21 protein-coding genes are annotated in these 23,200 nt (G+C 63.9%); 10 read left to right on the forward strand and 11 right to left on the reverse strand.

The genetic code is table 11. The annotated features are described in order from the left end of the window. Positions 1 to 331 precede the first annotated feature (331 nt). The 3 genes from FJ414_RS14945 to FJ414_RS14955 are packed head-to-tail and all read right to left on the reverse strand — an operon-like array spanning position 332 to position 5,167. Positions 332 to 1,876: a SpoVR family protein gene (locus FJ414_RS14945; protein WP_140645266.1), complete on the reverse strand. Its 1,545-nt coding sequence runs from the start codon at positions 1,874 to 1,876 to the stop codon at positions 332 to 334. Positions 1,877 to 1,887: 11 nt separating this feature from the next. Continuing rightward, positions 1,888 to 3,198 carry a YeaH/YhbH family protein gene (locus tag FJ414_RS14950; RefSeq protein ID WP_140645145.1) on the reverse strand — a complete coding sequence of 437 codons (1,311 nt, stop codon included), beginning with the start codon at positions 3,196 to 3,198 and terminating at the stop codon, positions 1,888 to 1,890. A 19-nt stretch (positions 3,199 to 3,217) separates the two neighbouring features. Next, a complete protein-coding gene (locus FJ414_RS14955; protein WP_140645146.1) occupies positions 3,218 to 5,167 on the reverse strand; it encodes a PrkA family serine protein kinase in 1,950 nt (649 codons plus the stop codon). A gap of 289 nt (positions 5,168 to 5,456) precedes the next feature. Here FJ414_RS14955 and FJ414_RS14960 point away from each other — a divergent pair, with 289 nt between their 5' ends. Further along, entirely contained in the window at positions 5,457 to 6,263 is an 807-nt protein-coding gene (locus FJ414_RS14960) for an alpha/beta hydrolase (RefSeq protein ID WP_140645147.1), read from the forward strand. Here the strand turns inward: FJ414_RS14960 and FJ414_RS14965 are convergent, their stop codons facing one another. Beyond that, on the reverse strand, positions 6,264 to 6,566 hold the full coding sequence (locus FJ414_RS14965; RefSeq protein WP_140645148.1) for a BolA family protein: 303 nt from the start codon (positions 6,564 to 6,566) through the stop codon (positions 6,264 to 6,266). It abuts the gene before it with no gap. A 136-nt stretch (positions 6,567 to 6,702) separates the two neighbouring features. Between FJ414_RS14965 and FJ414_RS14970 the strand changes: the two genes are divergently transcribed. The 4 genes from FJ414_RS14970 to FJ414_RS14985 all read left to right on the forward strand — a co-directional run bounded on the left by FJ414_RS14970 (position 6,703) and on the right by FJ414_RS14985 (position 11,403). After that, entirely contained in the window at positions 6,703 to 7,326 is a 624-nt protein-coding gene (locus FJ414_RS14970; protein WP_140645149.1) for a J domain-containing protein, read from the forward strand. A gap of 124 nt (positions 7,327 to 7,450) precedes the next feature. Further along, positions 7,451 to 8,437, forward strand: a complete 987-nt coding sequence (gene cobS / locus FJ414_RS14975; RefSeq protein ID WP_140633012.1) for a cobaltochelatase subunit CobS — start codon at positions 7,451 to 7,453, stop codon at positions 8,435 to 8,437. A 54-nt stretch (positions 8,438 to 8,491) separates the two neighbouring features. Beyond that, on the forward strand, positions 8,492 to 10,390 hold the full coding sequence (cobT, locus tag FJ414_RS14980; RefSeq protein WP_140645150.1) for a cobaltochelatase subunit CobT: 1,899 nt from the start codon (positions 8,492 to 8,494) through the stop codon (positions 10,388 to 10,390). Continuing rightward, the gene (locus FJ414_RS14985; RefSeq protein ID WP_140645151.1) at positions 10,387 to 11,403 is read left to right on the forward strand and encodes an esterase-like activity of phytase family protein; all 1,017 of its coding nucleotides are present in this window, start codon (positions 10,387 to 10,389) and stop codon (positions 11,401 to 11,403) included. Before cobT ends, FJ414_RS14985 begins: the two co-directional genes overlap by 4 nt. Positions 11,404 to 11,539: 136 nt before the next feature. Here the strand turns inward: FJ414_RS14985 and FJ414_RS14990 are convergent, their stop codons facing one another. The 5 genes from FJ414_RS14990 to rpmB all read right to left on the reverse strand — a co-directional run bounded on the left by FJ414_RS14990 (position 11,540) and on the right by rpmB (position 16,370). Continuing rightward, a complete protein-coding gene (locus tag FJ414_RS14990; RefSeq protein ID WP_140645152.1) occupies positions 11,540 to 12,349 on the reverse strand; it encodes a hypothetical protein in 810 nt (269 codons plus the stop codon). A gap of 221 nt (positions 12,350 to 12,570) precedes the next feature. Further along, positions 12,571 to 14,346, reverse strand: coding sequence for a GtrA family protein (locus FJ414_RS14995; protein ID WP_140645153.1), 1,776 nt, complete (start codon positions 14,344 to 14,346; stop codon positions 12,571 to 12,573). Positions 14,347 to 14,479: 133 nt separating this feature from the next. Next, entirely contained in the window at positions 14,480 to 15,154 is a 675-nt protein-coding gene (locus FJ414_RS15000; RefSeq protein ID WP_140645154.1) for a hypothetical protein, read from the reverse strand. 121 nt (positions 15,155 to 15,275) lie between these two features. After that, on the reverse strand, positions 15,276 to 15,962 hold the full coding sequence (locus FJ414_RS15005) for a queuosine precursor transporter (RefSeq protein ID WP_140645155.1): 687 nt from the start codon (positions 15,960 to 15,962) through the stop codon (positions 15,276 to 15,278). Positions 15,963 to 16,073: 111 nt separating this feature from the next. Continuing rightward, on the reverse strand, positions 16,074 to 16,370 hold the full coding sequence (gene rpmB / locus FJ414_RS15010; protein WP_027167505.1) for a 50S ribosomal protein L28: 297 nt from the start codon (positions 16,368 to 16,370) through the stop codon (positions 16,074 to 16,076). A 257-nt stretch (positions 16,371 to 16,627) separates the two neighbouring features. Here rpmB and FJ414_RS15015 point away from each other — a divergent pair, with 257 nt between their 5' ends. The 3 genes from FJ414_RS15015 to FJ414_RS15025 are packed head-to-tail and all read left to right on the forward strand — an operon-like array spanning position 16,628 to position 19,008. Further along, a complete protein-coding gene (locus tag FJ414_RS15015) occupies positions 16,628 to 17,419 on the forward strand; it encodes a DUF3108 domain-containing protein (RefSeq protein WP_140645156.1) in 792 nt (263 codons plus the stop codon). 33 nt (positions 17,420 to 17,452) lie between these two features. Beyond that, on the forward strand, positions 17,453 to 18,340 hold the full coding sequence (locus FJ414_RS15020) for a DMT family transporter (RefSeq protein ID WP_140645157.1): 888 nt from the start codon (positions 17,453 to 17,455) through the stop codon (positions 18,338 to 18,340). Then, positions 18,337 to 19,008, forward strand: coding sequence for a lysoplasmalogenase family protein (locus FJ414_RS15025; protein ID WP_140645158.1), 672 nt, complete (start codon positions 18,337 to 18,339; stop codon positions 19,006 to 19,008). The genes FJ414_RS15020 and FJ414_RS15025 overlap by 4 nt, the downstream gene beginning before the upstream one ends. Positions 19,009 to 19,021: 13 nt before the next feature. Here FJ414_RS15025 and FJ414_RS15030 read toward each other — a convergent pair whose 3' ends face one another. Both FJ414_RS15030 and gloB read right to left on the reverse strand, forming a co-directional pair. Beyond that, positions 19,022 to 19,456, reverse strand: a complete 435-nt coding sequence (locus FJ414_RS15030; RefSeq protein ID WP_140645159.1) for a cupin domain-containing protein — start codon at positions 19,454 to 19,456, stop codon at positions 19,022 to 19,024. Positions 19,457 to 19,521: 65 nt separating this feature from the next. Next, positions 19,522 to 20,289 carry a hydroxyacylglutathione hydrolase gene (gene gloB, locus FJ414_RS15035; RefSeq protein WP_140645160.1) on the reverse strand — a complete coding sequence of 256 codons (768 nt, stop codon included), beginning with the start codon at positions 20,287 to 20,289 and terminating at the stop codon, positions 19,522 to 19,524. A gap of 152 nt (positions 20,290 to 20,441) precedes the next feature. On the opposite strand from gloB, the gene FJ414_RS15040 reads away from it, so the two are divergent. Next, positions 20,442 to 21,218, forward strand: a complete 777-nt coding sequence (locus tag FJ414_RS15040; RefSeq protein ID WP_140645161.1) for a methyltransferase domain-containing protein — start codon at positions 20,442 to 20,444, stop codon at positions 21,216 to 21,218. 118 nt (positions 21,219 to 21,336) lie between these two features. After that, entirely contained in the window at positions 21,337 to 23,178 is a 1,842-nt protein-coding gene (locus FJ414_RS15045; protein WP_140645162.1) for an ABC transporter ATP-binding protein/permease, read from the forward strand. Positions 23,179 to 23,200: the final 22 nt, after the last annotated feature.

A 23,200-nucleotide genomic window follows, 5' to 3' on the forward strand; every position in this document is an offset into this window, starting at 1 on the left:
AGCCTCTCAACCTCGTCATCCACGGGCGGAGCAAGGAGCGTAGCGACGGGCGCAGACCCGAGGATCCATTCCGTGACGCATGAGCGCTGCTGCGGTGCAGAATTCTGCTTCGCTGCGTTCTTCGATCAGGGTCACGGAATGGATCCTCGGGTCTGCGCCCGTCGCTACGCTCCTTGCTCCGCCCGTGGATGACGAGGTTGAGAGGCTTCAGCCAACCCCCAACGTCTGCGCTGATTTCACCGAAGCGAATGGTGAAAATCTTGGCGCCCGACAACCCTGCAACCTTTCAAAATCCCTACGCCGAAGAAACCAGGCGTCTCAGAGCCCCGGCTCAAAGTTCCTTGGTCGAACGCTCGCTGAGCATCGCGCCGGTTCCAGCATCGATTGCCGCCAGGCTGACGTCATAGCCCCAAAGCCTGCGGATATGGCGCAGGGTTGCGTCGCGGCTCTGGGCCTCGAGCATGACGCCGTCCTTGATCTTGTGCTGGAGCCGCAGATGCCGGTCGCCCAGCAGGTCGACGTCAACCACCTGGATGTCGGGACGGCTGGCGCCGACATCGTAGCTTTGTGCGAGCGCCGACCGTATCTTGGCATAGCCGCGCTCATTGTGGATCGAGGCCACCTCATAGTGCGGCTCGTCGGCGCCGTCGGCGAGCACGAAGAGTCGCCATTTGCGGATCAGCGTCGGGCTCAGATATTGGCGGATGAAGGATTCGTCGCGGTGGTTGGCCCAGGCGTCGAGCAGGGTGTCGCGCCAGTCGCCGCGGCCGGCGATGTCGGGAAACCAGTCGCGGTCCTCGGCGGTCGGCGCGGTCGAGATGCGCTGGATGTCCTGCATCATGTCGAGACCCAGTGCATAGGGATTGATGCCGGAAAAGCGCGGATCGTCATAGGCCGGCTGGAAGATGACGTTCGAGTGGTTGCGCAGGATCTCCAGCATGGCGCCTTCGCCGATGCGGCCACGGTCGAACAGCGTGTTCATGAGCGTGTAATGCACGAAGGTGGCGCAACCTTCGTTCATCACCTGGGTTTGCCGCTGCGGGTAGAAATATTGCGCGATGACACGCACGATCCTGACGATCTCGCGCTGCCAGGGCTCTAGCACCAGGCTGTTCTTCTCGAGGAAATAGAGCAGGTTTTCCTCCGGCAGATTGAGCGATTTCTTGCGCTCGGCAAGGATTTCGTCCCCTGCTTCCGGCTTGTTCTTTCCCTGCGGGGGCGGCAGCGTTCGCCACAGATCGTTGAAGGAGCGTTCCTCGTATTCGAGGCGCTCGCGCAACCCCTCGCGCTGTTGCTCCGATGACAGTTTCGGCGGGCGACGGTAACGGAACACGCCTTGCTCCATCAGCGCATGGGCCGAATCCAGGATCGCCTCCACGGCGGCCAGGCCATGCCGTTCCTCGCATCGGGCTATGTAGCTCTTGGCGAAATCCAGGTAGCTCAGGATGCCGCCGGCATCCGTCCATTGCCGGAAGAGATGATTGTTCTTGAAGAAATGATTGTGCCCGAGCGCGGCATGGGCGGTCACCAAGGCCTGCAGGGCCATGGTGTTTTCCTCCATGAGGTAGACGATGCAGGGGTTGGAGTTGATGACGATCTCGTAGGCCAGACCGCGAGCGCCCTTGCGGTAGAGAAGCTCGTCGTAAAGAAAACGTTTGCCGAACGACCAGTGCCGGTACATCAGCGGCATGCCGATCGACGAATAGGCGTCGAGCATCTGCTCGGAGGAAATGACCTCCATCTGCACCGGGTAGATGTCGAGGTGAAGCACTTCGCAGCCGATCGCTTCGATCTCGTCATAGACCCGGGACAGCTTGTTGAAATCCCAGTCGGACCCGGAAAACAGCAGTTCGGACTTGCGCGCCTGGCTGACCATCGCCGAAGCCCTCAAGCGCTCTTGCGCAAGCCGGGCTGCCTGGCGAAGAGCTCGCGGAAGACCGGGTATATGTCGGCCGGCGCGGCAATGCGCCTCATCTGGAAGTTCGGCCATTTGCCGTCGACGGCGTTGTAGGCGCGCCAGAGCGACGTGCCGTTCTCGGTCGAGCCGAAAATGTGGCTTTCCCGCTCATCGATGATCTCCACATAGGCGAAATACTGGCAAAGCCCCATGAGTTTGCGGTCCAGCAGTTCTATGCAGCGTTCGGAGTCGGTGGCGAAATTGTCGCCGTCGGAGGCCTGGGCGGCGTAGATGTTCCATTCAGAGGCCGGATATCGCTCTTCGATGATGCGATGCATCTCCTCGAGCGCCGTGGAAACGACGGTGCCGCCGCTTTGCGTGTGGTAGAAGAACGTGTGCTCGTCCACCTCCTTGGCCTCGTGGGTGTGGCGAATGAAGACGATTTCGGTGCGCTCGTATCGTCGCGTCAGGAACAGATGAAGCAGCACGAAGAAGCGTTTGGCCAGATCCTTCTCTCGCTCGCCCATCGATCCGGAGACGTCCATCAGGCAGAACATGACGGCACTGGCATTCGGCCGCGGCTGCGGGTCGAAGCGATTGAAGCGGATGTCGACCGGATCGACATAGGCAATCCGCCTGCGCCGGCGCTCCAGCCGATCGAACTCGTCGCGCAGAGCCTCGATGCGTTCGCGTGTCTTTGCATCCGGCGGCCTGGATTCCAGCTCGGCGATCTGCCCGGCGATGGCGTCCACGTCAGCCTGCTTCGGACGCCTGAGCGCGATGCGGCGCCCGTGGCTGTTTCGCATCGTGCGCCCGACATTGATGTTGGTCGGCGCGCCGCTTGCGGCGAAACCCGCCCGCTTCGGCTTGAAGCTGAGTATCTGCTTTAGACTGAGCTTGACCAGATCCGGCAGTTCGAGGTCCTCGAAGAAAAGGTCGAGCACTTCCTCGCGTGACAGCACGAAGCGGAAGTCGTCCTCGGATTCCGTGGTCCCCGGAGCCGAGCCGTAGCCTCCGCCGCCGCCAGGCTTGTCGATAAGATCGCCAGGGCTGAACGTCCGGTTGCCGGGCAGGATGTGCTGGCGCCGGCCGCTTTCCTTGTCTTCGCCGAAGGTCGGTTCGCCGGTGCCCTTGCGAGGCATCGGCACGGCGTGCTCGCGGTCGAGCTCGGCGATCCCGCCGGCGCGGACCTTGTCGCGGATGGAGCGCTTGAGCTCTTCGCGGGCACGCCTGAGGAAGCGCTGGCGATTGCCAAGGCTTTTGTCCTTCGGATTCAGGCGGCGGTCGATGAAGATCGGCATGGAACCGTCCCGGCTTTGATCAGCCCGCCTTGTTCACGCGCATATACCAGTCGACCAGCCGGCGCACCTGCCGCTGGGTATAGCCGCGTTCCACCATGCGCTGCACGAATTCGTTGTGCCGTTTCTCCGTGACGCTGTCCTGCTTGGAGCCGAAGCTGATCACCGGCAGCAGGTCCTCGACCTGGCCGAACATGCGCTTCTCGATGACCTCGCGAAGCTTTTCGTAGCTCGTCCAGGACGGGTTGCGGCCATGGTTGCGCGCCCGGGCGCGCAAGGTGAATTTGACCACTTCGTTGCGGAAGTCCTTGGGATTGGCGATGCCAGCCGGCTTCTCGACCTGCGACAACTCCTTGTCCAGGACCTCGCGGTTGAGGATCTGGCCGGTGTCGGGGTCCTTGTAGTCCTGATCCTCGATCCAGGCATCGGCATAGGCGATGTAACGGTCGAAGAGGTTCTGACCGTACTCGCTGTAGGATTCCAGATAGGCCTTCTGGATCTCGTGACCGATGAACTCGGCATAGCGCGCCGCGAGTTCCGACTTGATGAATTCGAGATAGGCGGCCTCCGTTTCCTTCGGGAATTGCTCGCGCTTGATCGCCTCCTCGAGGATGTACATCAGGTGCACGGGATCGGCCGCCACCTCCTTGGTGTCGTAGTTGAACGTCTGCGACAGGATCTTGAAGGCGAAGCGCGTGCTGACTCCGGTCATGCCTTCGTCGACGCCGGCGGCGTCGCGATATTCCTGGACGGACTTCGCCTTCGGATCGACCTCCTTGAGGTTCTCGCCGTCATAGGCGCGCATCTTGGTGTAGAGCGGCGAGTTCTCATGTTCGGCAAGGCGGGTCGAAACGGTGAAACGGCTGAGAATGTCCAGCACCTCTGGCGCGCAGGGACTGCTTGCCAATTCGCTTTCGCGCAACAGCTTCTCGTAGATGTGCCTTTCCTCGGTGATGCGCAGGCAATAGGGAACCTTGACCACGAGGATGCGGTCGAGGAAGGCCTCGTTGTTCTTGTTGTTCTTGAACTGCTGCCATTCCGATTCGTTGGAATGGGCAACGACGATGCCCTGATAGGGGAAGGCGCCGAAATTTTCGGTGCCGTTGTAGCTGCCTTCCTGGGTTGCCGTCAGCAACGGGTGCAGGACCTTGATGGGCGCCTTGAACATCTCGACGAATTCGAGCAGGCCCTGCGTCGTCCGGTTCAGGCCGCCGCTGTAGGAATAGGCGTCCGGGTCGGACTGGCTGAAGTGCTCCAATTGCCTGATGTCGACCTTGCCGACCAGCGCCGAGACGTCCTGGTTGTTCTCGTCGCCGGGCTCGGTCTTGGCGATGGCAATCTGGCGCAGCCGCGACGGCATCAGCTTGACGACGCTGAATTTGGAGATGTCGCCCGACAGTTCGTCGAGGCGCTTGGCCGCCCAGGGCGAAATCAGTCCGTTCAGGCGGCGGCGGGCGATGCCGTATTTATCCTCCAGCAGATCGCCCATGCGGTCGGGATGGAAAAGGCCGAGCGGCGATTCGAAGACCGGGCTGATCTTGTTGCCGACCTTGAGCGTGTAGATCGGGCGCTCCTCCATCAGCTTCTTCAGCCGTTCGGCCAGCGAGGATTTGCCGCCGCCAACCGGACCGAGGAGATAGAGGATCTGCTTGCGCTCCTCGAGGCCCTGCGAGGCATAGCGGAAATATCCGGCGATGCGCTCGATCGTGTCCTCCATTCCGTAGAAATCGGAAAAGGAGGGATAGACCTTGACGGTGCGGTTGGAAAAAATGCGGCCGAGCCGCTCGTCCTTGCTGGTGTCGATCAGGTTCGGCTCGCCGATTGCCGCAACCATGCGTTCGGGCGCCGAGGCATACATGGATTTGTCCTCGCGGCAGGCTAGCAGGTATTGCTGGAGGCTTATCTCCTCCTGAGCCGCGTTGGAATAAATCTCCGAAAACAGATCGAAGACGTCTGTTTGATTCTCGCGCATGATGCTTTGCCTCGGAGCCGACAGGCTGCCAATCGGCTCATCGCTTCATCAACTGCCGGAAAGCATTGTGGTTCCCTTCACATGAAGGGGAGCTCTCCGCACTCCGACATCGGCCCCCCGGAGTTCCCGATTCGGCCGAAAATGCTCGCCTAGTAAGATACGTGGTGATTGCCGGCGGACCGTCAAGGACTGGATTTGTTTTCGCACCGAAAGTTGTCATTTTTGGTCAGTAAATGAGGTGCGTGGCCAGGGTCCGTGCGCTGTCGCCGCAACCTGACTGGAGATGACGATGATCAATCGACGCAGGCTTATCGTGGCATCGCTGGCGGCACTGTTGCCGCCAGGTGCGTCGGCGACCGGGCGTCCGGGCCAGCCGGAACCGCAAACCCTCGATTACGGTCCGGCCAAGCTCGATGTCCATGCAGGCGACGACGCGAACAAGCTGCCGGTGGTCTTCTTCGTCCATGGCGGCGCCTGGCGGTTCGGCAAACGCAGCCAGGTCGGCGCCAAGCCGGGCTTCCTGCTCGCCAATGGCTTCGTGTTCGTCTCGATCGATTACCGCATGCTGCCGCAAGCGGATGTCGCCACCCAGGCCGGTGATGTCGAAAAGGCCTACGCCTATGTGCGCGCCAACATCGCCCGGCATGGCGGCGATCCGGACCGCATCGTCGGCATGGGCCATTCGGCCGGCTGCCATCTGATTGCGCTGACCGGCATGCGCGGCGGATTGCCCGGTGTCGCCGCGCTGATCCTCGACGACACCAGGGCCTATGATCTTGCCGCGCTTTCCAGGAATGGCGGTATGGTTCGGGCTTATGCGCGTGCCTTTTCCGACCCGGCACAGTGGGCGGCGCTGTCGCCGGCGAGCTATGTCGACGGCCGAAAGCATCCGCCGACCTTCATCGCCTATTCGCGGGCATCCGGGCGAGGCGAAGAATCGAAAGCTTTCGCGGAACGCCTGCGCGCCACCGGCACTAAGGTCACGCTGTTCGACGGCAGCGCCTACACACATATGTCGATCAACCGCGATTTCGGCGAGGACGGCGATGCCCTGACCGCGGCCGCGCTGGCCTTCCTCAAGGCGACCGTCGGCTGACTACCAGCGCGTCTTCTCGCCGGGCGCGGCCGGCTCGATCGCCAGCGCATGCACGCCGGCTTTCAATTCGTCGGCGAGCAGTTCGTTGACGGCGCGATGGCGCTCGACGCGACCCATGCCGGCAAAGGCGGCAGAGACGACGCGGACGCGGAAATGTGTTTCGCCGGCGCCGTCGAACGTCGCATGGTGGCCTGACTCGACATGGTGATGGCCGGCGTGAAGGTGGCTTTCGTTGATGACGGCGAGCCTTTCGGGCGAAAACGCCGCCTTCAGCTTGTTTTCCATCGTCGACTGTATGGACATCCTGGGTTCCCTTCCCCACATCTGCGGAACAGCCGCAAAATCTTGAATTTCGACCGCTTTTAAGCCGCGATTCAGCGGTTAGGGCGATCATCGGCGAAATGTCAATTCTTGTTTCGCACGTGCGAACAGCCCATAAATGGGTGAGATGAAAGCGTATCCCAAATATTTCGAGAAAATTCGAATCCGGCCGGAGAAGGACGCGGAGCTTAAGTCGCGCGCGCCGATCTGCCAGTGGGATGGCTGCAACGAGGCGGGAACGCATCGCGCGCCGGTCGGGCGCCTCAAGGAGGGCGAGTATTTCCGCTTCTGCTTCGACCATGTGCGCGAATACAACAAGGGCTTCAACTACTTCTCCGGCGTGTCGGATACAGAGATCGCCCGCTTCCAGAAGGAGGCGCTGACCGGCCACAGGCCGACTTGGCGCATGGGCGCCAATGTCGGCGGAATGCGCTCGGCGCCGGATTTCGCGCAACAGCGTTCGGGCCGCGCCGGCTACCACAACCGCATGCGCGACCCGTTCAATCTGTTCGGTTCAGGCGCGCGCGAGCCCCGCGAGCGCAAGGCAAAGCCGCTTGAGGCCAAGGCGCTGGAAACGCTTGGCCTTGATACAAAGGCGACTGGTCAGGACATCAAGGCACGCTATAAGGAACTCGTTAAGCGCCACCATCCGGATGCGAATGGCGGCGACAGGGGTTCGGAAGACCGGTTCCGCGATGTGCTGCAGGCCTATCGCGTGCTCAAGCAAGCAGGATTGTGCTGAGCGGCCCTACGGTCCCATGTCGTTTTCCAACTTTCATAAGGTTGGAAAACGCTCTAAGACCGCCCCCGGACAAAATCGATTGCCGGCGAAACGCGGCGTTTCGCCCGTGGAGACGTTGATAGAGATGAACAAGGTCGATCGCGACATCGCCAACCTGCCCGACACGACGGTGTCGGTGAAGGAGAAATTCGGTTTCGATTCCAAGATGGTCGTGCCCGCCTATTCGGCGGCGACCGAGCATGTGCCGGACATCGACCCGGATTATCTGTTCGACAAGGCGACGACATTGGCGATCCTCGCCGGCTTTGCCTACAACCGCCGCGTCATGGTGTCGGGCTATCACGGCACCGGCAAGTCGACGCATATCGAGCAGGTGGCGGCGCGGCTCAACTGGCCTTGCGTGCGCGTCAACCTCGACAGCCATGTCAGCCGTATCGACCTCGTCGGCAAGGACGCCATCGTCGTCAAGGAAGGCCTGCAGGTCACCGAATTCCGCGACGGCATCCTGCCCTGGGCCTATCAGCACAATGTCGCGCTCTGCTTCGACGAGTACGATGCCGGCCGCCCGGACGTGATGTTCGTCATCCAGCGCGTGCTGGAATCGTCGGGCCGGCTGACGCTGCTCGACCAGAGCCGGGTCATCCGCCCGCATCCGGCGTTCCGGCTGTTCGCCACCGCCAACACGGTCGGCCTTGGCGACACCACCGGCCTCTATCACGGCACGCAGCAGATCAACCAGGCGCAGATGGACCGCTGGTCGATCGTCACCACGCTCAACTACCTGCCGCACGACAATGAAGTGAACATCGTGCTGGCCAAGGCCAAGCACTATCGCGACAGCAAGGGCAAGGACATCGTCAACAAGATGGTGCGCGTCGCCGACATGACGCGCTCGGCCTTCATCAATGGCGACCTGTCCACCGTGATGAGCCCGCGTACCGTCATCACCTGGGCCGAAAACGCCGAAATCTTCGGCGACATCGGCATGGCGTTCCGGCTGACCTTCCTCAACAAGTGCGACGAGCTGGAGCGTTCGGTGGTGGCGGAGTTCTACCAGCGCGCCTTCGGCGAGGATCTGCCGGAGAGCGCCGCCAACGTGGTGCTGGGCTAGGCGCGCAGCCGAAAGGCCTCCAGCCTTTCAGCACCAATCGCGCAAGGAATGATCATGGCGGGTCCGGGCGACAACACGCGCAACAAGCCGAAGAACGGGTCTGAAGCCGACAGCTTCAAGCGCGCCGTCACCGTGTGCATGCGCGCCGTCGCCGGCGACAAGGACCTCGAGGTCGGCTTCGCCAAGGACCGTCCGGCCTTGGCCGGCAACCGCGCGCGCCTGCCCGAGCTGCCAAAGAAAGCCTCCCGCAACGACATCGCGATCACGCGCGGCTTGGGCGATTCCATGGCGCTGAAGCGCGCCTGCCACGATCAGCGCGTCCACAACAAACTGGCGCCGGAAGGCAAGCTGGCGCGGTCTATCTTCGACGCGGTCGAACAGGCGCGCGTCGAGGCGATCGGCAGCCGCGCCATGCAGGGCGTGGCCGACAATATCGGCTCGATGCTCGAGGACAAATACGCCAAGGCGAACCTCGTCGACGTCAGGGACAAGGCGGACGCGCCGCTCGAGGAAGCGATTGCGCTGATGGTGCGCGAAAAGCTCACCGGACGTCCCGTGCCGAAGAGCGGCGAGCGGCTGGTCGATCTGTGGCGCCCCTGGGTCGAGGAGAAGGCGAGCGGCGACCTCGACGGCCTGTCGGCCAAGCTCGAGGACCAGCAGGCCTTTGCCCGCGTCGTGCGCGACATGCTGGTTTCCATGGAGATGGCCGAGGAGCTCGGCGACGACCAGGAAACCGACGACTCGGAGGAAAACGAAGAGAACGAGCAGCAGGGCGAGGAACAGAGCGAGGAAGGCGGCGAGGAGGATTCAGGCTCCGAGCAGTCGCAGTCTGAAGATGCCGAAGCTTCCGCGGACGAGGAAGAATCGGCCGAGACGGAAGCGACCGACGCCACTTCCGACGACCTTTCCGACGAGGACGATTCCGACGCCGAGACGCCGGGCGAGGCCAAGCGCAACGACAATCCGTTCCTGAACCTGCCGAAAGAGATCGACTACAAGGTGTTCACCACCGCCTTCGACGAGACGGTGGGCGCCGAGGACCTGTGCGAGGAGGAGGAGCTCGACCGGCTGCGCGCCTTCCTCGACAAGCAGCTCGCCAATCTCTCCGGCGTCGTCGGGCGGCTCGCCAACCGGCTGCAACGCCGGCTGATGGCGCAGCAGAACCGCTCCTGGGACTTCGACCTGGAGGAAGGCTATCTCGATCCGGCCCGGCTGGTGCGCGTCGTCATCGACCCGATGCAGCCGCTGTCCTTCAAGCAGGAGCGCGACACGAAATTCCGCGACACCGTCGTGTCGCTGGTGCTCGACAATTCGGGCTCGATGCGCGGCCGGCCGATCACGGTGGCCGCGACCTGCGCCGACATTCTGGCGCGCACGCTGGAGCGCTGCGGCGTTTCGGTGGAGATCCTCGGCTTCACCACCCGCGCCTGGAAAGGTGGACAGGCGCGCGAGAGATGGCTGAAGGACGGCAAGCCGCCGAACCCCGGCCGCCTCAATGACCTGCGCCACATCATCTACAAATCCGCCGACCATCCGTGGCGGCGCGCGCGACGCAATCTCGGGCTGATGATGCGCGAGGGCCTGCTCAAGGAAAACATCGACGGCGAGGCGCTGCTTTGGGCGCATAACCGGCTCATCGGCCGGCCCGAGCAGCGCAAGATCCTGATGATGATCTCGGACGGCGCGCCGGTCGACGATTCCACGCTCTCGGTCAATCCGGGCAATTATCTGGAGCGGCATCTGCGGGCGGTCATCGAGCTGATCGAGACGCGCTCGCCGGTCGAGCTGCTCGCGATCGGTATCGGCCACGACGTCACGCGCTATTATCGCCGCGCCGTCACCATCGTCGATGCCGAGGAACTGGCCGGCGCCATGACCGAGCAGCTCGCCTCGCTGTTTGGCGAGGAAAGCGCGCGCGACACGCGGCGCGGCGGATTGCGGCGCGCCGGATGATCTTTTCGGGGCGGCGCGCGCGGCGGACGCTTTTCGCCTGCGTGCTGGCCTGCGCCTTGCCGACAATTGCCGCGTCGGGCGCTCCCGCCGAGACCGTCGAGATTTCGGCGCGGCCGATCAGCCAGTTCCATGTCGGCCACGACGAGACGCGGTTCGGGCCGCTCGAATTCGTCGGCGGACTGGAGATGACGTCGCCGGCACGTGATTTCGGCGCGCTGTCGGCCTTTCGCTTCCTGAAGCCGGGCAGCGACTTCATCGGTGTCGCCGACACCGGCTTCTGGTTCTTCGGCGCGATCACGCATGACGCCGGCAGGCGCCCATCGGGCGTTTCTAATTTCCGCATGCAGCAGATGGTCGACGCTTCGGGCCAGCCGAGCGACCGGAAGTGGGAGGTCGACGCGGAAGGGCTCGCGGTCAAGGACGGTATCGCCACCGTCGGCTTCGAGCGCGACCAGCGTGTCGCCCAGTTCAAGATCGATCCCGACGATATGAAGGCGCCGATCCGGCAGCTCGATTACCTGGTTCCCGCCAAGGAGCTGCGCCAGAATCGCGGCTTCGAGACCGTCACCCACGCCAATCCTTACGGGCAGCACGCGGGCGGCCTGGTCGTGGTCTCGGAGAGGAGCCTCGACGAAGCCGGCAACGTCTATGCCGCCATCATCGAGGGGGCGCATAAGGGCGTCTTCACCGTCAGGCGCGACGGCGAATTCGACATAACCGACGGCGCCTTCCTGCCGGACGGTGACCTGCTGCTGCTGGAGCGCAGTTTTTCGATCGCGCGCGGGGTGAAGATGCGGCTGCGACGCATCTATGGCGAAAGCGTCGCGAAGGGCGCGGTCGCCGACGGGCCGGTGCTGATGGAGGCCGACATGGGCTACCAGATCGACAACATGGAAGGGCTCGACGTCTGGACCCGCGACGACGGCGCGCTGATGGTGTCGCTGATCTCCGACGACAACCATTCGATCCTGCAGCGCAACCTCTATTTGGAGTTCATCCTGCACCAGGATTGAGCAGGATCGCTGGCAGAATCCAGCCGCCCTGGCTCTAGATCGTGATGGCGTTTCGTTGAATCGCCGTCACGATCTAACTCTTTGTTGGAGCATGGTCTTTCTCCGAAAAGCGGTTCCCACTTTTCGGGATCATGCTCTAGCGGCCGACGTGGCGGACTTCGTTCATCACGAAATTGGCGGCGCGCTTGCTCCGGTTGCGGATCTTGAGCGTCGCGGTGTTGTCCACGAAATAGGTGTGAAGGATGCTGTCGCGGGTGCGGACCTCCGGCCCGACGGTATCGACCGCGTGCCACGTGTCGGTGCCGACCGCAAAGGCGTAGCCGGTGTTCGGGGAAAACGACATCCGGTGCGAATTCTCGAAACGCCCGTCCGGCTTGCGTTCGGCGAATCGGGTGCCGATGTGGTTGATCGAGTCGTCCTCCGGCAGGTAGAACTGGACCGTGATGCCCTTCCATTTCGTGTCGGTGTGGAAACCGATCTTGTAGCCCGCCACGTCGCGCGTCAGCATCGGCACCGGATACATGCCGACCTTCATGAAATCCGACCCGAACCGGCGTTCCAGGCCCCGGGCAAGGCGGCGCATGAATGCGTCCTTCAGTTGCGGCGCATGCAGTGCCTTTCCGACCAGGGACCAGACCCCCCGTTTCTCGTCCGGTAGATGGCGGATATATTCGGGGTAGAGGTCGATCTTGACCCGCGTCGCAGTGCCGTCGGCCTGAATGTTGACCTTGTTGCGCCCCTTGAGCGCCCGATACTCGCGCGCCTCCGGCATGGCGGCACGCATGCGCAGATAAAGGTCCGCGGGGAAAACATCGGTCATTTCCAGATGCCAGAAAGGCGTTTCCACAAATGCGGCGCGGTCCACGGCGTCCACCATGTGGGAGACAACATGCTGCAGCGTTCGTTTGGCTGATGCTGGCGCCACCGCGCCGTCTATGGCCGACATGGATACCCTTTCCCCAATCTAAAGCCCCGAATCCAAATTTCCTGAATACATATATCGCCGCCCCGGCGAAATGCTAACCAAAGCACAGGCTGGATTGCAATGATCCACGGGACTGACTTAAATCGGGGTTTTCTAAATCACGGAGGGATGCCGCATCAGCGCGAAACGAGCGCGTTGCGAGGAGCGCGGTCGACGATGCTGACATGGCCGCAGGCCGATATTCAACGGACCTTGTAGATCTCGATCGGTTTTCCCGCGGTAGACTGGTCCAGTTCCAGCCATGCCGGCAGGTCGCCCCGCAGCAGCGCCGCGGCAAGGCCCTTCGGAGCATCCAGGCCCAGCGATATCTCTTCCGTGTTGCCGCGGCAGATCGCGACCAGCCCCACATGCTCGCGCTCGATGACGGCGCGCGCGGCGTCGGGTGTTCCCATGAAAGCGTCGAGCATGGCAAGGTTACCGCCGACATTGCGGTGGTAAGGGCCGGCCAGCGCCCGGTGGCGGGTGAACATCAGTATTCCCGAGCCGAGATTGGACGAGGCAAGCACCGTCGTCGCCGGCATGACGGCAAGATCGTGGAAGTCGCTTGGCTTGCCGCAGGTCACGGCGTGATCGGGATCGGAATTGATCCGCTGCGGCGCTTTCTGGACCACGGACTGCGCCGCCACCGCGACCCCGGCCCAAGTCGCGTTGAGCGAGACCAGCCACGCCATGACGATGCCGGTGGAAAGGCGCCATGAGGGCGCGGCGTCCGCCCGCAGCCGGATTTTCGCAATCCAGGCCGAGAGCGGCAATACGGCGAAGGCGACGGAAAAGGTCGAGCCGCGCACCTGCCAGAGACTGACGCCGAAGGCGACGACAAGCAGAATGGCGGCGAGCATCTCCTCGCGGCGCAGGCGACGCGTTCGGAGTTGAAAGCCGATCAGCAGGATGGCGATGAAGGGCGTCACATAGCGCGCCGCCATCAGCTTCGGCTGGTGGACGGCGACGCTCCAGAAGGGCTGCGCTTCGACCACGTCGGCCAGCCAATAGGTGCGGATACGCTCGTCCATGCCCGCATAGGGCGACGCCAGGCATTGCGGGAAGAACAGCATCGCGGCGGCCGCGACCACCACCGCCAGCGCCAGCGTGGAGCCGAGCCGCGCCCGGGTTGTCGGCCCGGTCGATGCAGCGGCGATCGCCAGGCCGAAGCCGGACAGCGCGGCAATCGCGAACTGGAAGGACGAGAAGGCGTCGCATTGGGCCACGCCCCAGTCGGCCGGGCGGATGGTAACCACGAAGACCAGCGAGGCGATGCCGGCAAATCCGAGGCCAAAGCCTCGTGCCGTGACGCGCTCCTTGTCGTCGAGGATGAACAGGACAGCGGCACAGATGCCGAGCACCGCCACATAGGGAGCGGTCTCCATGCCGACAGCCAGCGTCAGGCCGGCGCAAATGCCCGACAGAAGGGCCGCGGGCCGCCAGGAGGGCGCTTCCATAAGGAGCCAGAGGCTGGCCGCCGTCAGCAACAGCTGGACATTGTGGTGATCGATCACGCCCGGGCTGTAGATCACCAAGAAGAAAAGGCCCGCCGTCGACAGGATGAGCGCCGGCATCGCGACATTCGCGCCGGCGAAGCGCTGCGCGGCGCGCATCAGCACGAATATGGTCAGCCCGTAGAGCAGGGTCGGCCAGATGATCTGCGCGGCGCGTTCGGCGGTGGCGGGGCTGGCGCCGAGCGCATCGAAGGCCATGATGATCAGCGCGAGCGGCGTGTCCACAAGCCGCGACCAGTGCATGACGAAGCCGCCCGAGGCGCCCATCCTGTATTGATGGAGGTCGAACCAGCCCTGGCCGCCGAGCAGGTCGCGGACCTCGACCAGCCGCAGCATGCTGTCATTGTCGGCGCCGTAGTTGGCAAGGGTGGGGAAGCCGGAAACCGCGTTGATCGTCAGCACCACCAGGGTGGCGCACAACGCAAGCAGGAGATCGTTTTTCCAACCGGTGCCTTGCACGGTCATGCTGGTCGCAATGCCCTGGAGAATTTTCGCGATCCTGCATCATCGGGCGTAACAAAGCGTAAAGCCGCACGGGAATCCGGATTACGGCGTTCTGGCCGCGATCCAGATTACAGCCTTTTGGCTGCAATCCAGATTATAGGCTTTTGGCTGCAATCCAGATCACGTGGCGGGCGCCGCGCTTGCCGCGGGCCCGCGTGTTGATCTCCTCGACCGCGAAGCCGGCCTGTTTCAGCCGCCGGGTGAAGCCGCTGTCCGGTCCCTGCGACCAGACCGCCAGAACGCCGCCGGGCTTCAAGGCGGCGCGCGCGGCCGCGAGGCCGGCGGTGTCATAGAGCGCATCGTTGCCCTTGTAGACGATGCCTTCGGGGCCGTTGTCGACGTCGAGCAGGATGGCGTCCCAGGCGGCTGTCTCCGCCCCTATCAACTGGCCGACATCGGTCTCGCGAAGGGTGACGCGCGGGTCGTCGAGGCAGCCGTCGAATATCCCGGACATGGGCCCCCGCGCCCAGGCGACGACCGCGGGAACCAGTTCGGCGACGGTGACGGCGGCGTCGCGATCGAGCGCGGCGAGGGCGGCGCGCAAGGTGAAGCCCATGCCGAGCCCGCCGATGAGGATGCTTGGCCGCTTGCGGCCGGCGATCCGCTCGCAGGAAAGCCTGGCGAGGGCCTCCTCGGAGCCGCTGAGGCGGCTGTTCATCAGCTCGTTGGTGCCGAGCATGATCGAGAATTCATCCCCGCGCCGCTTCAGGCGAAGTTCCTGCGCGCCATCAGGCGTGCGGGCGGAATCAAGCTGAGCCCAAGGGATCACGGTCTCTCTTTTGGTTGGAGCACGATCTTTTCCAAAAACCGAGTCCCACTTTTTGGGATCATGCTCTCTCTTTTTGTTTGGAGCATGATCTTTTCCAAAAACCGGATCCCACTTTTTGGGATCATGCTCTGACCGCGACCGCTGGCTGGCTCCAGCGCGCGGCGAGCAGCCGGTAGGGGATCAGCGCCACGACGGCAATGATCAGCTTGACCGAAAGGTCGCCAAGCGCCCAGGACACCCAGCGCATCGTCTCGACCGGCAGCACGCCCATCAGCGGCGCGGTCTCCAGCGCGAAGCTGTCACTGGGGCCGGCAAAGGCGAAGGCGGCGGAGAAGGCGACGCCGAAGAAGACGATGGTGTCGAACACCGAGCCGACCAGCGTGCCGACGATAGGCGCGCGCCACCAGCTCTGCCGGCGCAGCCGGTTGAAGACGGTGACATCGAGCAATTGCGCTGTGAGGAAGGCGGCACCCGAGGCGGCCGCGATGCGCACCAGCCGGTCGGCGGCGGTCTCGAACTCGATCAGGCCGTGGCGGAACAGGAAAGGCGGGATCAGGATCGAGCAGGTCACCGCCGTCATGAAGCCGACGAACACCACTTTGCGCGCCACGGCCGGACCGTAGCGGCGGTTGGCGAGGTCGGTGACCAGGAAGGAGAAAGGATAGGTGAAGGCGCCCCAGGTGAGCACGTCCGCCAGCGCCAGACCGCCGACCTTGCCCTGCATCGGGAACTGGACAAGGATGTTGGAGGCCACGACGACAAGCGCCATGGCAGCCACGAAGGGCAAATATCGCGTCAGGAAATTCATTTTTTTATCCTGGGTAATGGAACCAGCCGAGCGCCATTCCGACGCCCGCTTCTGTTTCGAGCACCCATCTGGCCGGGGCTCGAGGCGGTCGTCCCCCGCCTGAAAGCTGCTTTAAGCGGCCGGCTGCTCGGCCAGCTTCTTGGCGATCTGCTTCTTGAGCAGACGCGCGCGTTGCGACAATTCCTTGACGTCGGCCTTGGCCAGGAAGGCGTCGAGGCCGCCGCGGTGCTCGACCGAACGCAGCGCGTTGGCCGAAATGCGCAGGCGAACATTCTGGTTCAGCGCTTCGGAAATAAGCGTCACATTGACCAGGTTCGGCAGGAAGCGACGCTTGGTCTTGTTGTTGGCGTGGCTCACATTGTTGCCAGTCTGAACTGCCTTGGCAGTGAGTTCGCAGGTGCGGGACATTTGTCTAACCTTCAGTTTCTAAACCTGCCAAACCATTCTGCCCGCGCCGGGCGGCGCGCGGTCTCGGTCAGGCGGCCTTTGGAAAAGTTGGCGTTCCATAGTGGCATTTCACCACTGCGTCAAGCTCCGGCACGCGGCCCGTCGTCAGGCGCGCTCCATATAAAGGCCGGATTTCACAGTATAAGCCCGTCGCGAAGGGATATGCCAGGCTGGAGCCGCTGCGTTCCGGCCGAACCGCTAGGGATTCGCCAGCCGCCATGCTCCGTCCATCTCATGCATTTGCCAGCCTGCTTGCCCTTGCCGTGCCGGCAACGAGCTTCGCCGCCGCGGCGCCGCAGTCCTTCAAGGGCGAGTACACGGTGTCCTATCTCGGCCTTTCGATCGCCAGGGCGACTTTTTCCAGCCGCTACGAAGGCGACAGCTATGCCATCGACGGCACCGTCTCGGCCGCCGGCCTCGGCAAGCTCTTCGACGACACGAAAGGCACGATTTCGTCGAAAGGCACGATTTCCGGCAAGCAGATGCAGCCGCATGCCTTCCGGGCCGACTATACATCCGGCAAAAAGGCCTCGATGGTCGAGATCCGCTTCAACAACGGTGCGGTCACCTCCACGCAGGTCGTTCCCGCGCCGAAGAAGCGCGATTCGAAGAGCTGGGTGCCGCTCGGCGATAGCGACTTGAAATCGGTGCTCGATCCGATGGCCGCGACCGTCATCCACGCCGACAGCCTGGACAAGGTCTGCGGACGGACGGTCAAATTTTACGACGGCGAGATGCGCGCCGACCTGACCTTGACCTATGCGTCCAAGGGTTCGATCTCGGTGCCGGGCTACAAGGGCGACACGGTGACCTGCAAGATGGGCTTCGAGCCGGTGGCGGGCTATCGCAAGGGCCGCAAGGCGTTGAATTTCCTGAAGAACAAGAGCCGCATGCTGGTGACGTTTGCACCGCTCGGCCAATCCGGCGTATATGCGCCGATCCGCGCCACGGTCGGGACCCAGATCGGTCCGCTGACCATCAGCGCGAGACGGTTCGAGGCGGTAAATTAGGTCAGGCGCCACCGCGCGCCGGCGGGGGAACGAATGGCGCGCGCAACATTGATCGGGTTCTCGGCGGTCGCCATGTGGGCGCTGCTGGCGCTGCTCACCGACGCCTCGGGGCGGGTGCCGCCGTTCCTGCTGTCGGCCATCACCTTCGCCATCGGGACCTGCGTCGGCCTGGCGGCGCGGCTGTTGATGCCGGCGCCCGACCGGAGCCAGAAGATTCCGCCGCAGGTCTGGGTGATCGGAATTGCCGGCCTGTTCGGCTACCACTTCTTCTACTTCACGGCGCTGCGCAACGCGCCGGCGGTCGAGGCGAGCCTGATCGCCTATCTGTGGCCGCTGCTGATCGTGCTCGGCTCGGCGCTGATGCCGGGCGAGCGGCTTGCCTGGAACCATGTCGTCGGCGCGCTGCTCGGCCTTGCCGGCACCTTCCTGATCGTCACCAAGGGCGGCGCGCTCGCCTTCGACGCGCGCTACGCCTTCGGCTATGCGATGGCCGCCGTCTGCGCGCTGTTGTGGTCGTCCTATTCGCTCCTGTCGCGGCGCTTCCCGTCGGTGCCGACCTCGATCGTCACCTGGTTCTGCGCGGCGACGTCGGTGCTGTCGCTTATCTGCCATTTTCTGCTTGAGAAGACGGTGCTGCCGGATGGCCCTGGACAGTGGCTGGCCGTCATCGGGCTCGGCCTGATGCCGGTGGGCGCAGCCTTCTATGCCTGGGATATCGGCGTCAAGCGCGGCAACATCCAGGTGCTGGGCGCCGCGAGCTACGCGGCGCCGCTTTTGTCGACGTTGGTGCTGATCGCTGCCGGCGTCGCCGCGCCGTCGCTGCGCATCCTCGCCGCCTGCGTGCTCATCACCGCCGGCGCCGCGCTGGCGGCGAAGTCGCTGCTGATGCGCAAGCCAGCGGCCACAGAGGTCAACGCATGATGCCGTTTCCCGGCGGCATCGAGGCCAACGCCAATGCGACGCTGCTGTTCTCATTCGTCGCGGCCGTGATCTACGCCTTTGCGCTCGACATGCCGCCGAAATGGACGCGCAGCGCGGCAAAGACGCTGGCCGTGGCTTTGCTGGCCGTGCTTGCCGCCATGCAGGGCGGTCCGCTGCTGCTCGTCGCGGCGCTGGGCTTGAGCGCCGTCGGCGACGCCTTCCTGTCGCGCGACGGCGAAAAGGCTTTTCTCGGCGGGCTGGCGAGCTTTCTCGCCGGCCACATCGCTTATGCCGCGCTGTTTTTGCAGGCGGGCGGCGGGCTCGGCCTGTTGAGCGCCGAATCCTGGCGGGGCGCGATTGCGCTCGCCATAGCCACATTCAGCATCGTCATGCTTGCCGCGCTCTGGCGCCGCGTCGGCCCGCAGCTGCGTATCCCGGTCGCCGTCTATGTCGCGGCGATCCTCGCCATGGGCATTTCGGCGCTCACGACGAATTATCCCTGGGTGATGGCCGGCGCGGTGCTGTTCATCGCGTCGGATGGGTTGCTGGCAACCGAGCGCTTCCTGCTTGCGGCGATCTCGCCGCATCGCATGTGGATGCGCTACGCGGTCTGGGTGCTTTATTACGCGGCACAGCTGGCGATCACGCTGGGATTTCTTCTCAGTTAGGCGATCTTCTCAGCTAGGCGATCTTCGGCTGCCAGCCCGGCTCGGCCAGCTCGAAGGCGGCGAAATCGAAGCCCGGCGCCACGGTGCAGCCGACCAGCGTCCATTCGCCGAGGCTGCGCGCCGATTGCCACCAGCCGGCCGGCACGACGATCTGCGGCCGTTCGCCGGCGGCAAGGGCCGTGCCCAGCACCTGCTCGATGACCACGCCCGTGCCTTTCTCATGCATCGACAGCGCCAGCGGCGCGCCGGCATAAAAGTGCCAGACCTCGGCCGCGTCCTTCACCCGGTGCCAGGCCGAAAGCTGGCCCTGCTCGAGCAGGAAATAGATCGCGGTCGAATGACCGCGCGAGCCGCCCGCGGCGTCGCGAAAGGTCTCGGCATACCAGCCGCCCTCGGGATGCGGCTTGAGGCCTAACGTTGCGATGATCTCGGCGGCACTGGTGGTCATTGGCATCCTTTGTCTTGATGCATGTCGTTATCCCAAAACCGCCGCACACTTTTGGGCGACATGCCTCAAAAATTATCCTTGCGCTTGCGGATCTCGGCAAAGACCTCGGCGTCCGAGGCTTTCTCCATGCCGAGATGCTTGCGGATCCCCGGGTCGTGCCAGCGCAGGAACGGATTGGTCGACAGTTCCTCGCCGATTGTCGTCGGCAGCGTCGGCTTGTTGTCGGCGCGCAGCGCTTCGATCTTAGCCGCGCGCTGCTTCAGCAGCGGATTGCCCGGGTCGACCGTCACCGCGAAGCGGGCATTGGCCAAGGTGTATTCGTGGCCGCAATAGATGGCGGTTTGCGCCGGCAGCGCCGCCAGTTTCTTCAGCGATTCATACATGACCGGCGGCTTGCATTCGAACAGGCGGCCGCAACCCAGCGCAAACAGCGTGTCGGCGGTGAAGGCCACCTTCGAGGCCGGCAAATAATAAGAGACATGGCCAGCGGTATGGCCGGGCGTCTCGATGACCTCGATCCTTTCCTCGCCAAGGCGCACGACCGAACCCTGGCCAACCGTCTCGTCGATGCCGGGGATTTTCGCCTTTTCGGCTTCCGGGCCGACGATGCGCAATTTGAAGCGCTCCTTCAGCGCCAGATTGGCTTCGACATGGTCGGCATGATGGTGCGTGGTGAGGATCAATGTCGGCGTCCAGCCGGTGCGCTTGATCGCGGCCAGGATCGGCGCCTCTTCCGGCGCGTCGATGATCGCCGTCTCACCGCTCTTCGAATCGTGGACCAGCACGCCGAAATTGTCGGTGCGGCACATGAACTGCTCGATTTCGACCGGCATCGCATGTCTCCCTTTGTCGTCGCAGACATAGGGCGGGCGGGCGCCGATGTCATCCGCGTTTGTTGAGTCTGGCGCGTTTGTTGAACCGGGTGCGTTTGTTGAACCGGGTGCCTTTGTTGAACTTGGCAGGCTTCACGGCTACCGTCCCGCGCATGCATTCGGATATCGTCGACCTGCGCTCCTTCTACTCGTCCACGCTCGGCCGCCTGGCCGAGCATTCGATCACCATGGCGTTGTCGTCCATATGGGCAACCGTGCCCAATGAGCGGCTGGTCGGCCTCGGCTATACGCTGCCATGGCTGGAACGCTTCGGCGCCGATGCCGAGCGCGTCTTCGCCTTCATGCCGGCGACGCAGGGCGCGGTGGTGTGGCCGGCCAACGGACCGGCGGCGACGGCGCTGGTCTTCGACGAGGAGCTGCCGCTGGTCGATTCCTGCATCGACCGCGTGCTCCTGGTGCACTCGCTCGAACATGCCGAAAACCCGCGCGAGACGCTGAACGAGATCTGGCGCGTGCTGTCGCCGGCGGGCAGGGTCGTCATTGTCGTGCCCAACCGGCGCGGTGTCTGGGCGCGGTTCGAGCACACGCCCTTCGGCAATGGCCGGCCGTTCTCGCGCGGCCAGTTGACCGAATTGCTGCGCGAGGCGAATTTCACCCCGGCGACATGGAGCGACGCGCTGTTCTTCCCGCCGTCGCCGCGGCGTTTCATGATGCGTTTCCACAATGTGCTGGAGAGAGCCGGCCGGCGGTTCTGGCCGATTTTTTCCGGCGTCATCGTCGTCGAGGCGCAGAAGCGGCTCTATCAGGGCGTGCCGGTCGCGCAGCGCGCTTCGCGCCGCGTCTTCGTGCCGGTCTTCTCGCCGCAGGGGGCAACGCGGCTTGGCCGGCACGCGGCCGATGGCGCGCCTGGCCCTGTGACGCGTTCGTGATCGCCGCCGCGCCTTGCATCGCGCAGCGATCGTCACCCTATCTGAGGGCATGCTCGATCTGAGGAATGCTCGCTTGGCGCGGTGTTCGTGACCGCCGAGGAAACCAGGAATATCCTTCATGGACAACCAGACCGATAAAAAACCAGGCCCAAAAAAGGCCGCCGTCTCGGTCGAGGCGAGCAGCCTCGCCGACCAGGTGGCGACGATCAAGCTGGGGTTGAAGGCCTCGCCGGTGCGCAGGCAACTTGCCTGGGTCTCCATAGGCATCGTCGCGGTCATCATCGCAACCTCGATCGGACAGGTTCTGCTCAACCGCTGGAACCAGCCTTTCTACGATGCGCTGGCCCGGCGCGACATGGCTGCTTTCCTGCACCAGCTTCTGATCTTCGCGATGATCGCCGGCGGGCTTCTGGTGCTCAATATCGGCCAGACCTGGCTCAACCAGATGATCCGCCTGCGGCTGCGCGAGGCGCTGACGCTGGACCTGATCGATCAATGGATGCGACCGGCGCGTGCCTTCCGGCTGGCCAATGCTGGCGCCATCGGGGTCAATCCCGACCAGCGCATGCAGCAGGATGCCGCTCACTTGTCGGACCTGTCGACGGATCTCGGCGTCGGCCTGCTGCAGTCGTTCATCCTGCTTGTTTCCTTCATCGGCGTGCTGTGGCAGCTGTCTTCCGGCTTCATCTTCCACGTCGGCGGCTATTCGTTGGCGATACCGGGCTACATGGTGTGGGCCGCGTTCCTCTATGCCGGCATCGCCTCGTGGCTGAGCTGGCTGGTCGGGCGTCCGCTGATCAGTCTCAACAGCGAGCGCTACACCCGCGAAGCGGAGCTGCGCTCCTCCATGGTGCGGGTGAATGAGAATGTCGACGCGATCGCGCTCTATCATGGCGAGCCCGATGCCCGGCGCCGGCTCGAGCTCGACCTCGGCACGGTGCTGGGCGCCATGCGGCGCATCTTCACCGCGCAGATCAACCTATCCTGGGTGACCGACACCTATGGCTGGATAACGGTGGTGGCGCCCATCCTGGTGGCTTCGCCGGTCTATTTCTCGGGCGACATCTCGTTCGGCGGGCTGATGATGGCGGTCGGCGCCTTCAACCAGGTTCATTCGTCCCTGCGCTGGTTCATCAACAATATCGGCAGCATCGCCGACTGGCGCGCGACGCTGATGCGGGTGGCCGACTTCCGCATCGCGCTCACCGAAACCGACGCGCTGCATGACACGGAAAAACGCATCCGGTTCGGCGAAAACGCCAATGGCAGCCTGACCTTCGACACGCTTGAGGTGGCTTCGCCGGAAGGCTGCACCAAGCTTGCCCAGACGGACGTCGAGATCCACGCCGGCGAGCGCGTCATGATCACCGGCGAGCCGGGCGCCGGCAAGACATTGTTCTTCCGGGCCATCGCCGGCCTGTGGCCATGGGGGAGCGGCCGGATCGGCCTGCCGGCCGGCGAGACCCCCATCTTCGTGCCGCGCGTGCCTTATTTCCCGGCCGGCACGCTGCGCGAGGTGCTCGATCATCCGAACGGCGAAGCCCCGGCCGGCGATGCCGAGATCGCGGCGGTGCTTGCCGAGGTCGGCCTCGACCGGCTGGCAACCGCCCTTGATCATCCCGGGCGCTGGGAACGCGAGCTCAGCGACGACGAACAACGGGCGCTGGCCTTCGCCAGGCTCGCCTTGCGCAAGCCGAAATGGGTGATCATCGACGAGGCGCTTGACGCGTTCGACGGGCCGACGTTGCGGCGGGTTCTGGCCATGCTTCAGAAGCGCCTGCCCGAAACCGCGATCGTCAATATCGGACGTGGTCAGCACAACAATCAGTTTTTTCCGCGCTCGCTGAACATCGTCAAGGATACCGGCGCGCCGGCGCTGAAACCCGCGCGAGTCAGGGCCGGGGCGATCGAACCACCGCCTCCGGCGGCTCGCCGCAAGAAGGAAACCACTGAAGCATAGGGCGTTTCACCGTTCCGCGGAA

The sequence above is a fragment of the Mesorhizobium sp. B3-1-6 genome, from assembly GCF_006439555.1.
GTDB lineage: Bacteria > Pseudomonadota > Alphaproteobacteria > Rhizobiales > Rhizobiaceae > Mesorhizobium.

What these genes read in the sequence shown, in the direction of transcription:
- FJ414_RS14945 (WP_140645266.1), bottom strand. Translation starts at nt 1,876, where the DNA reads ATGGTCAGCCAGGCGCGCAAGTCCGAACTGCTGTTTTCCGGGTCCGAC.
- cobS (WP_140633012.1), top strand. Translation starts at nt 7,451, where the DNA reads ATGAACAAGGTCGATCGCGACATCGCCAACCTGCCCGACACGACGGTG.
- FJ414_RS14955 (WP_140645146.1), bottom strand. Translation starts at nt 5,167, where the DNA reads ATGCGCGAGAATCAAACAGACGTCTTCGATCTGTTTTCGGAGATTTAT.
- FJ414_RS14965 (WP_140645148.1), bottom strand. Translation starts at nt 6,566, where the DNA reads ATGTCCATACAGTCGACGATGGAAAACAAGCTGAAGGCGGCGTTTTCG.
- rpmB (WP_027167505.1), bottom strand. Translation starts at nt 16,370, where the DNA reads ATGTCCCGCACCTGCGAACTCACTGCCAAGGCAGTTCAGACTGGCAAC.
- FJ414_RS14970 (WP_140645149.1), top strand. Translation starts at nt 6,703, where the DNA reads ATGGGTGAGATGAAAGCGTATCCCAAATATTTCGAGAAAATTCGAATC.
- FJ414_RS15040 (WP_140645161.1), top strand. Translation starts at nt 20,442, where the DNA reads ATGCATTCGGATATCGTCGACCTGCGCTCCTTCTACTCGTCCACGCTC.
- gloB (WP_140645160.1), bottom strand. Translation starts at nt 20,289, where the DNA reads ATGCCGGTCGAAATCGAGCAGTTCATGTGCCGCACCGACAATTTCGGC.
- FJ414_RS14990 (WP_140645152.1), bottom strand. Translation starts at nt 12,349, where the DNA reads ATGTCGGCCATAGACGGCGCGGTGGCGCCAGCATCAGCCAAACGAACG.
- cobT (WP_140645150.1), top strand. Translation starts at nt 8,492, where the DNA reads ATGGCGGGTCCGGGCGACAACACGCGCAACAAGCCGAAGAACGGGTCT.
- FJ414_RS14985 (WP_140645151.1), top strand. Translation starts at nt 10,387, where the DNA reads ATGATCTTTTCGGGGCGGCGCGCGCGGCGGACGCTTTTCGCCTGCGTG.
- FJ414_RS15045 (WP_140645162.1), top strand. Translation starts at nt 21,337, where the DNA reads ATGGACAACCAGACCGATAAAAAACCAGGCCCAAAAAAGGCCGCCGTC.
- FJ414_RS14950 (WP_140645145.1), bottom strand. Translation starts at nt 3,198, where the DNA reads ATGCCGATCTTCATCGACCGCCGCCTGAATCCGAAGGACAAAAGCCTT.
- FJ414_RS15030 (WP_140645159.1), bottom strand. Translation starts at nt 19,456, where the DNA reads ATGACCACCAGTGCCGCCGAGATCATCGCAACGTTAGGCCTCAAGCCG.
- FJ414_RS14995 (WP_140645153.1), bottom strand. Translation starts at nt 14,346, where the DNA reads ATGACCGTGCAAGGCACCGGTTGGAAAAACGATCTCCTGCTTGCGTTG.
- FJ414_RS14960 (WP_140645147.1), top strand. Translation starts at nt 5,457, where the DNA reads ATGATCAATCGACGCAGGCTTATCGTGGCATCGCTGGCGGCACTGTTG.
- FJ414_RS15015 (WP_140645156.1), top strand. Translation starts at nt 16,628, where the DNA reads ATGCTCCGTCCATCTCATGCATTTGCCAGCCTGCTTGCCCTTGCCGTG.
- FJ414_RS15005 (WP_140645155.1), bottom strand. Translation starts at nt 15,962, where the DNA reads ATGAATTTCCTGACGCGATATTTGCCCTTCGTGGCTGCCATGGCGCTT.
- FJ414_RS15020 (WP_140645157.1), top strand. Translation starts at nt 17,453, where the DNA reads ATGGCGCGCGCAACATTGATCGGGTTCTCGGCGGTCGCCATGTGGGCG.
- FJ414_RS15025 (WP_140645158.1), top strand. Translation starts at nt 18,337, where the DNA reads ATGATGCCGTTTCCCGGCGGCATCGAGGCCAACGCCAATGCGACGCTG.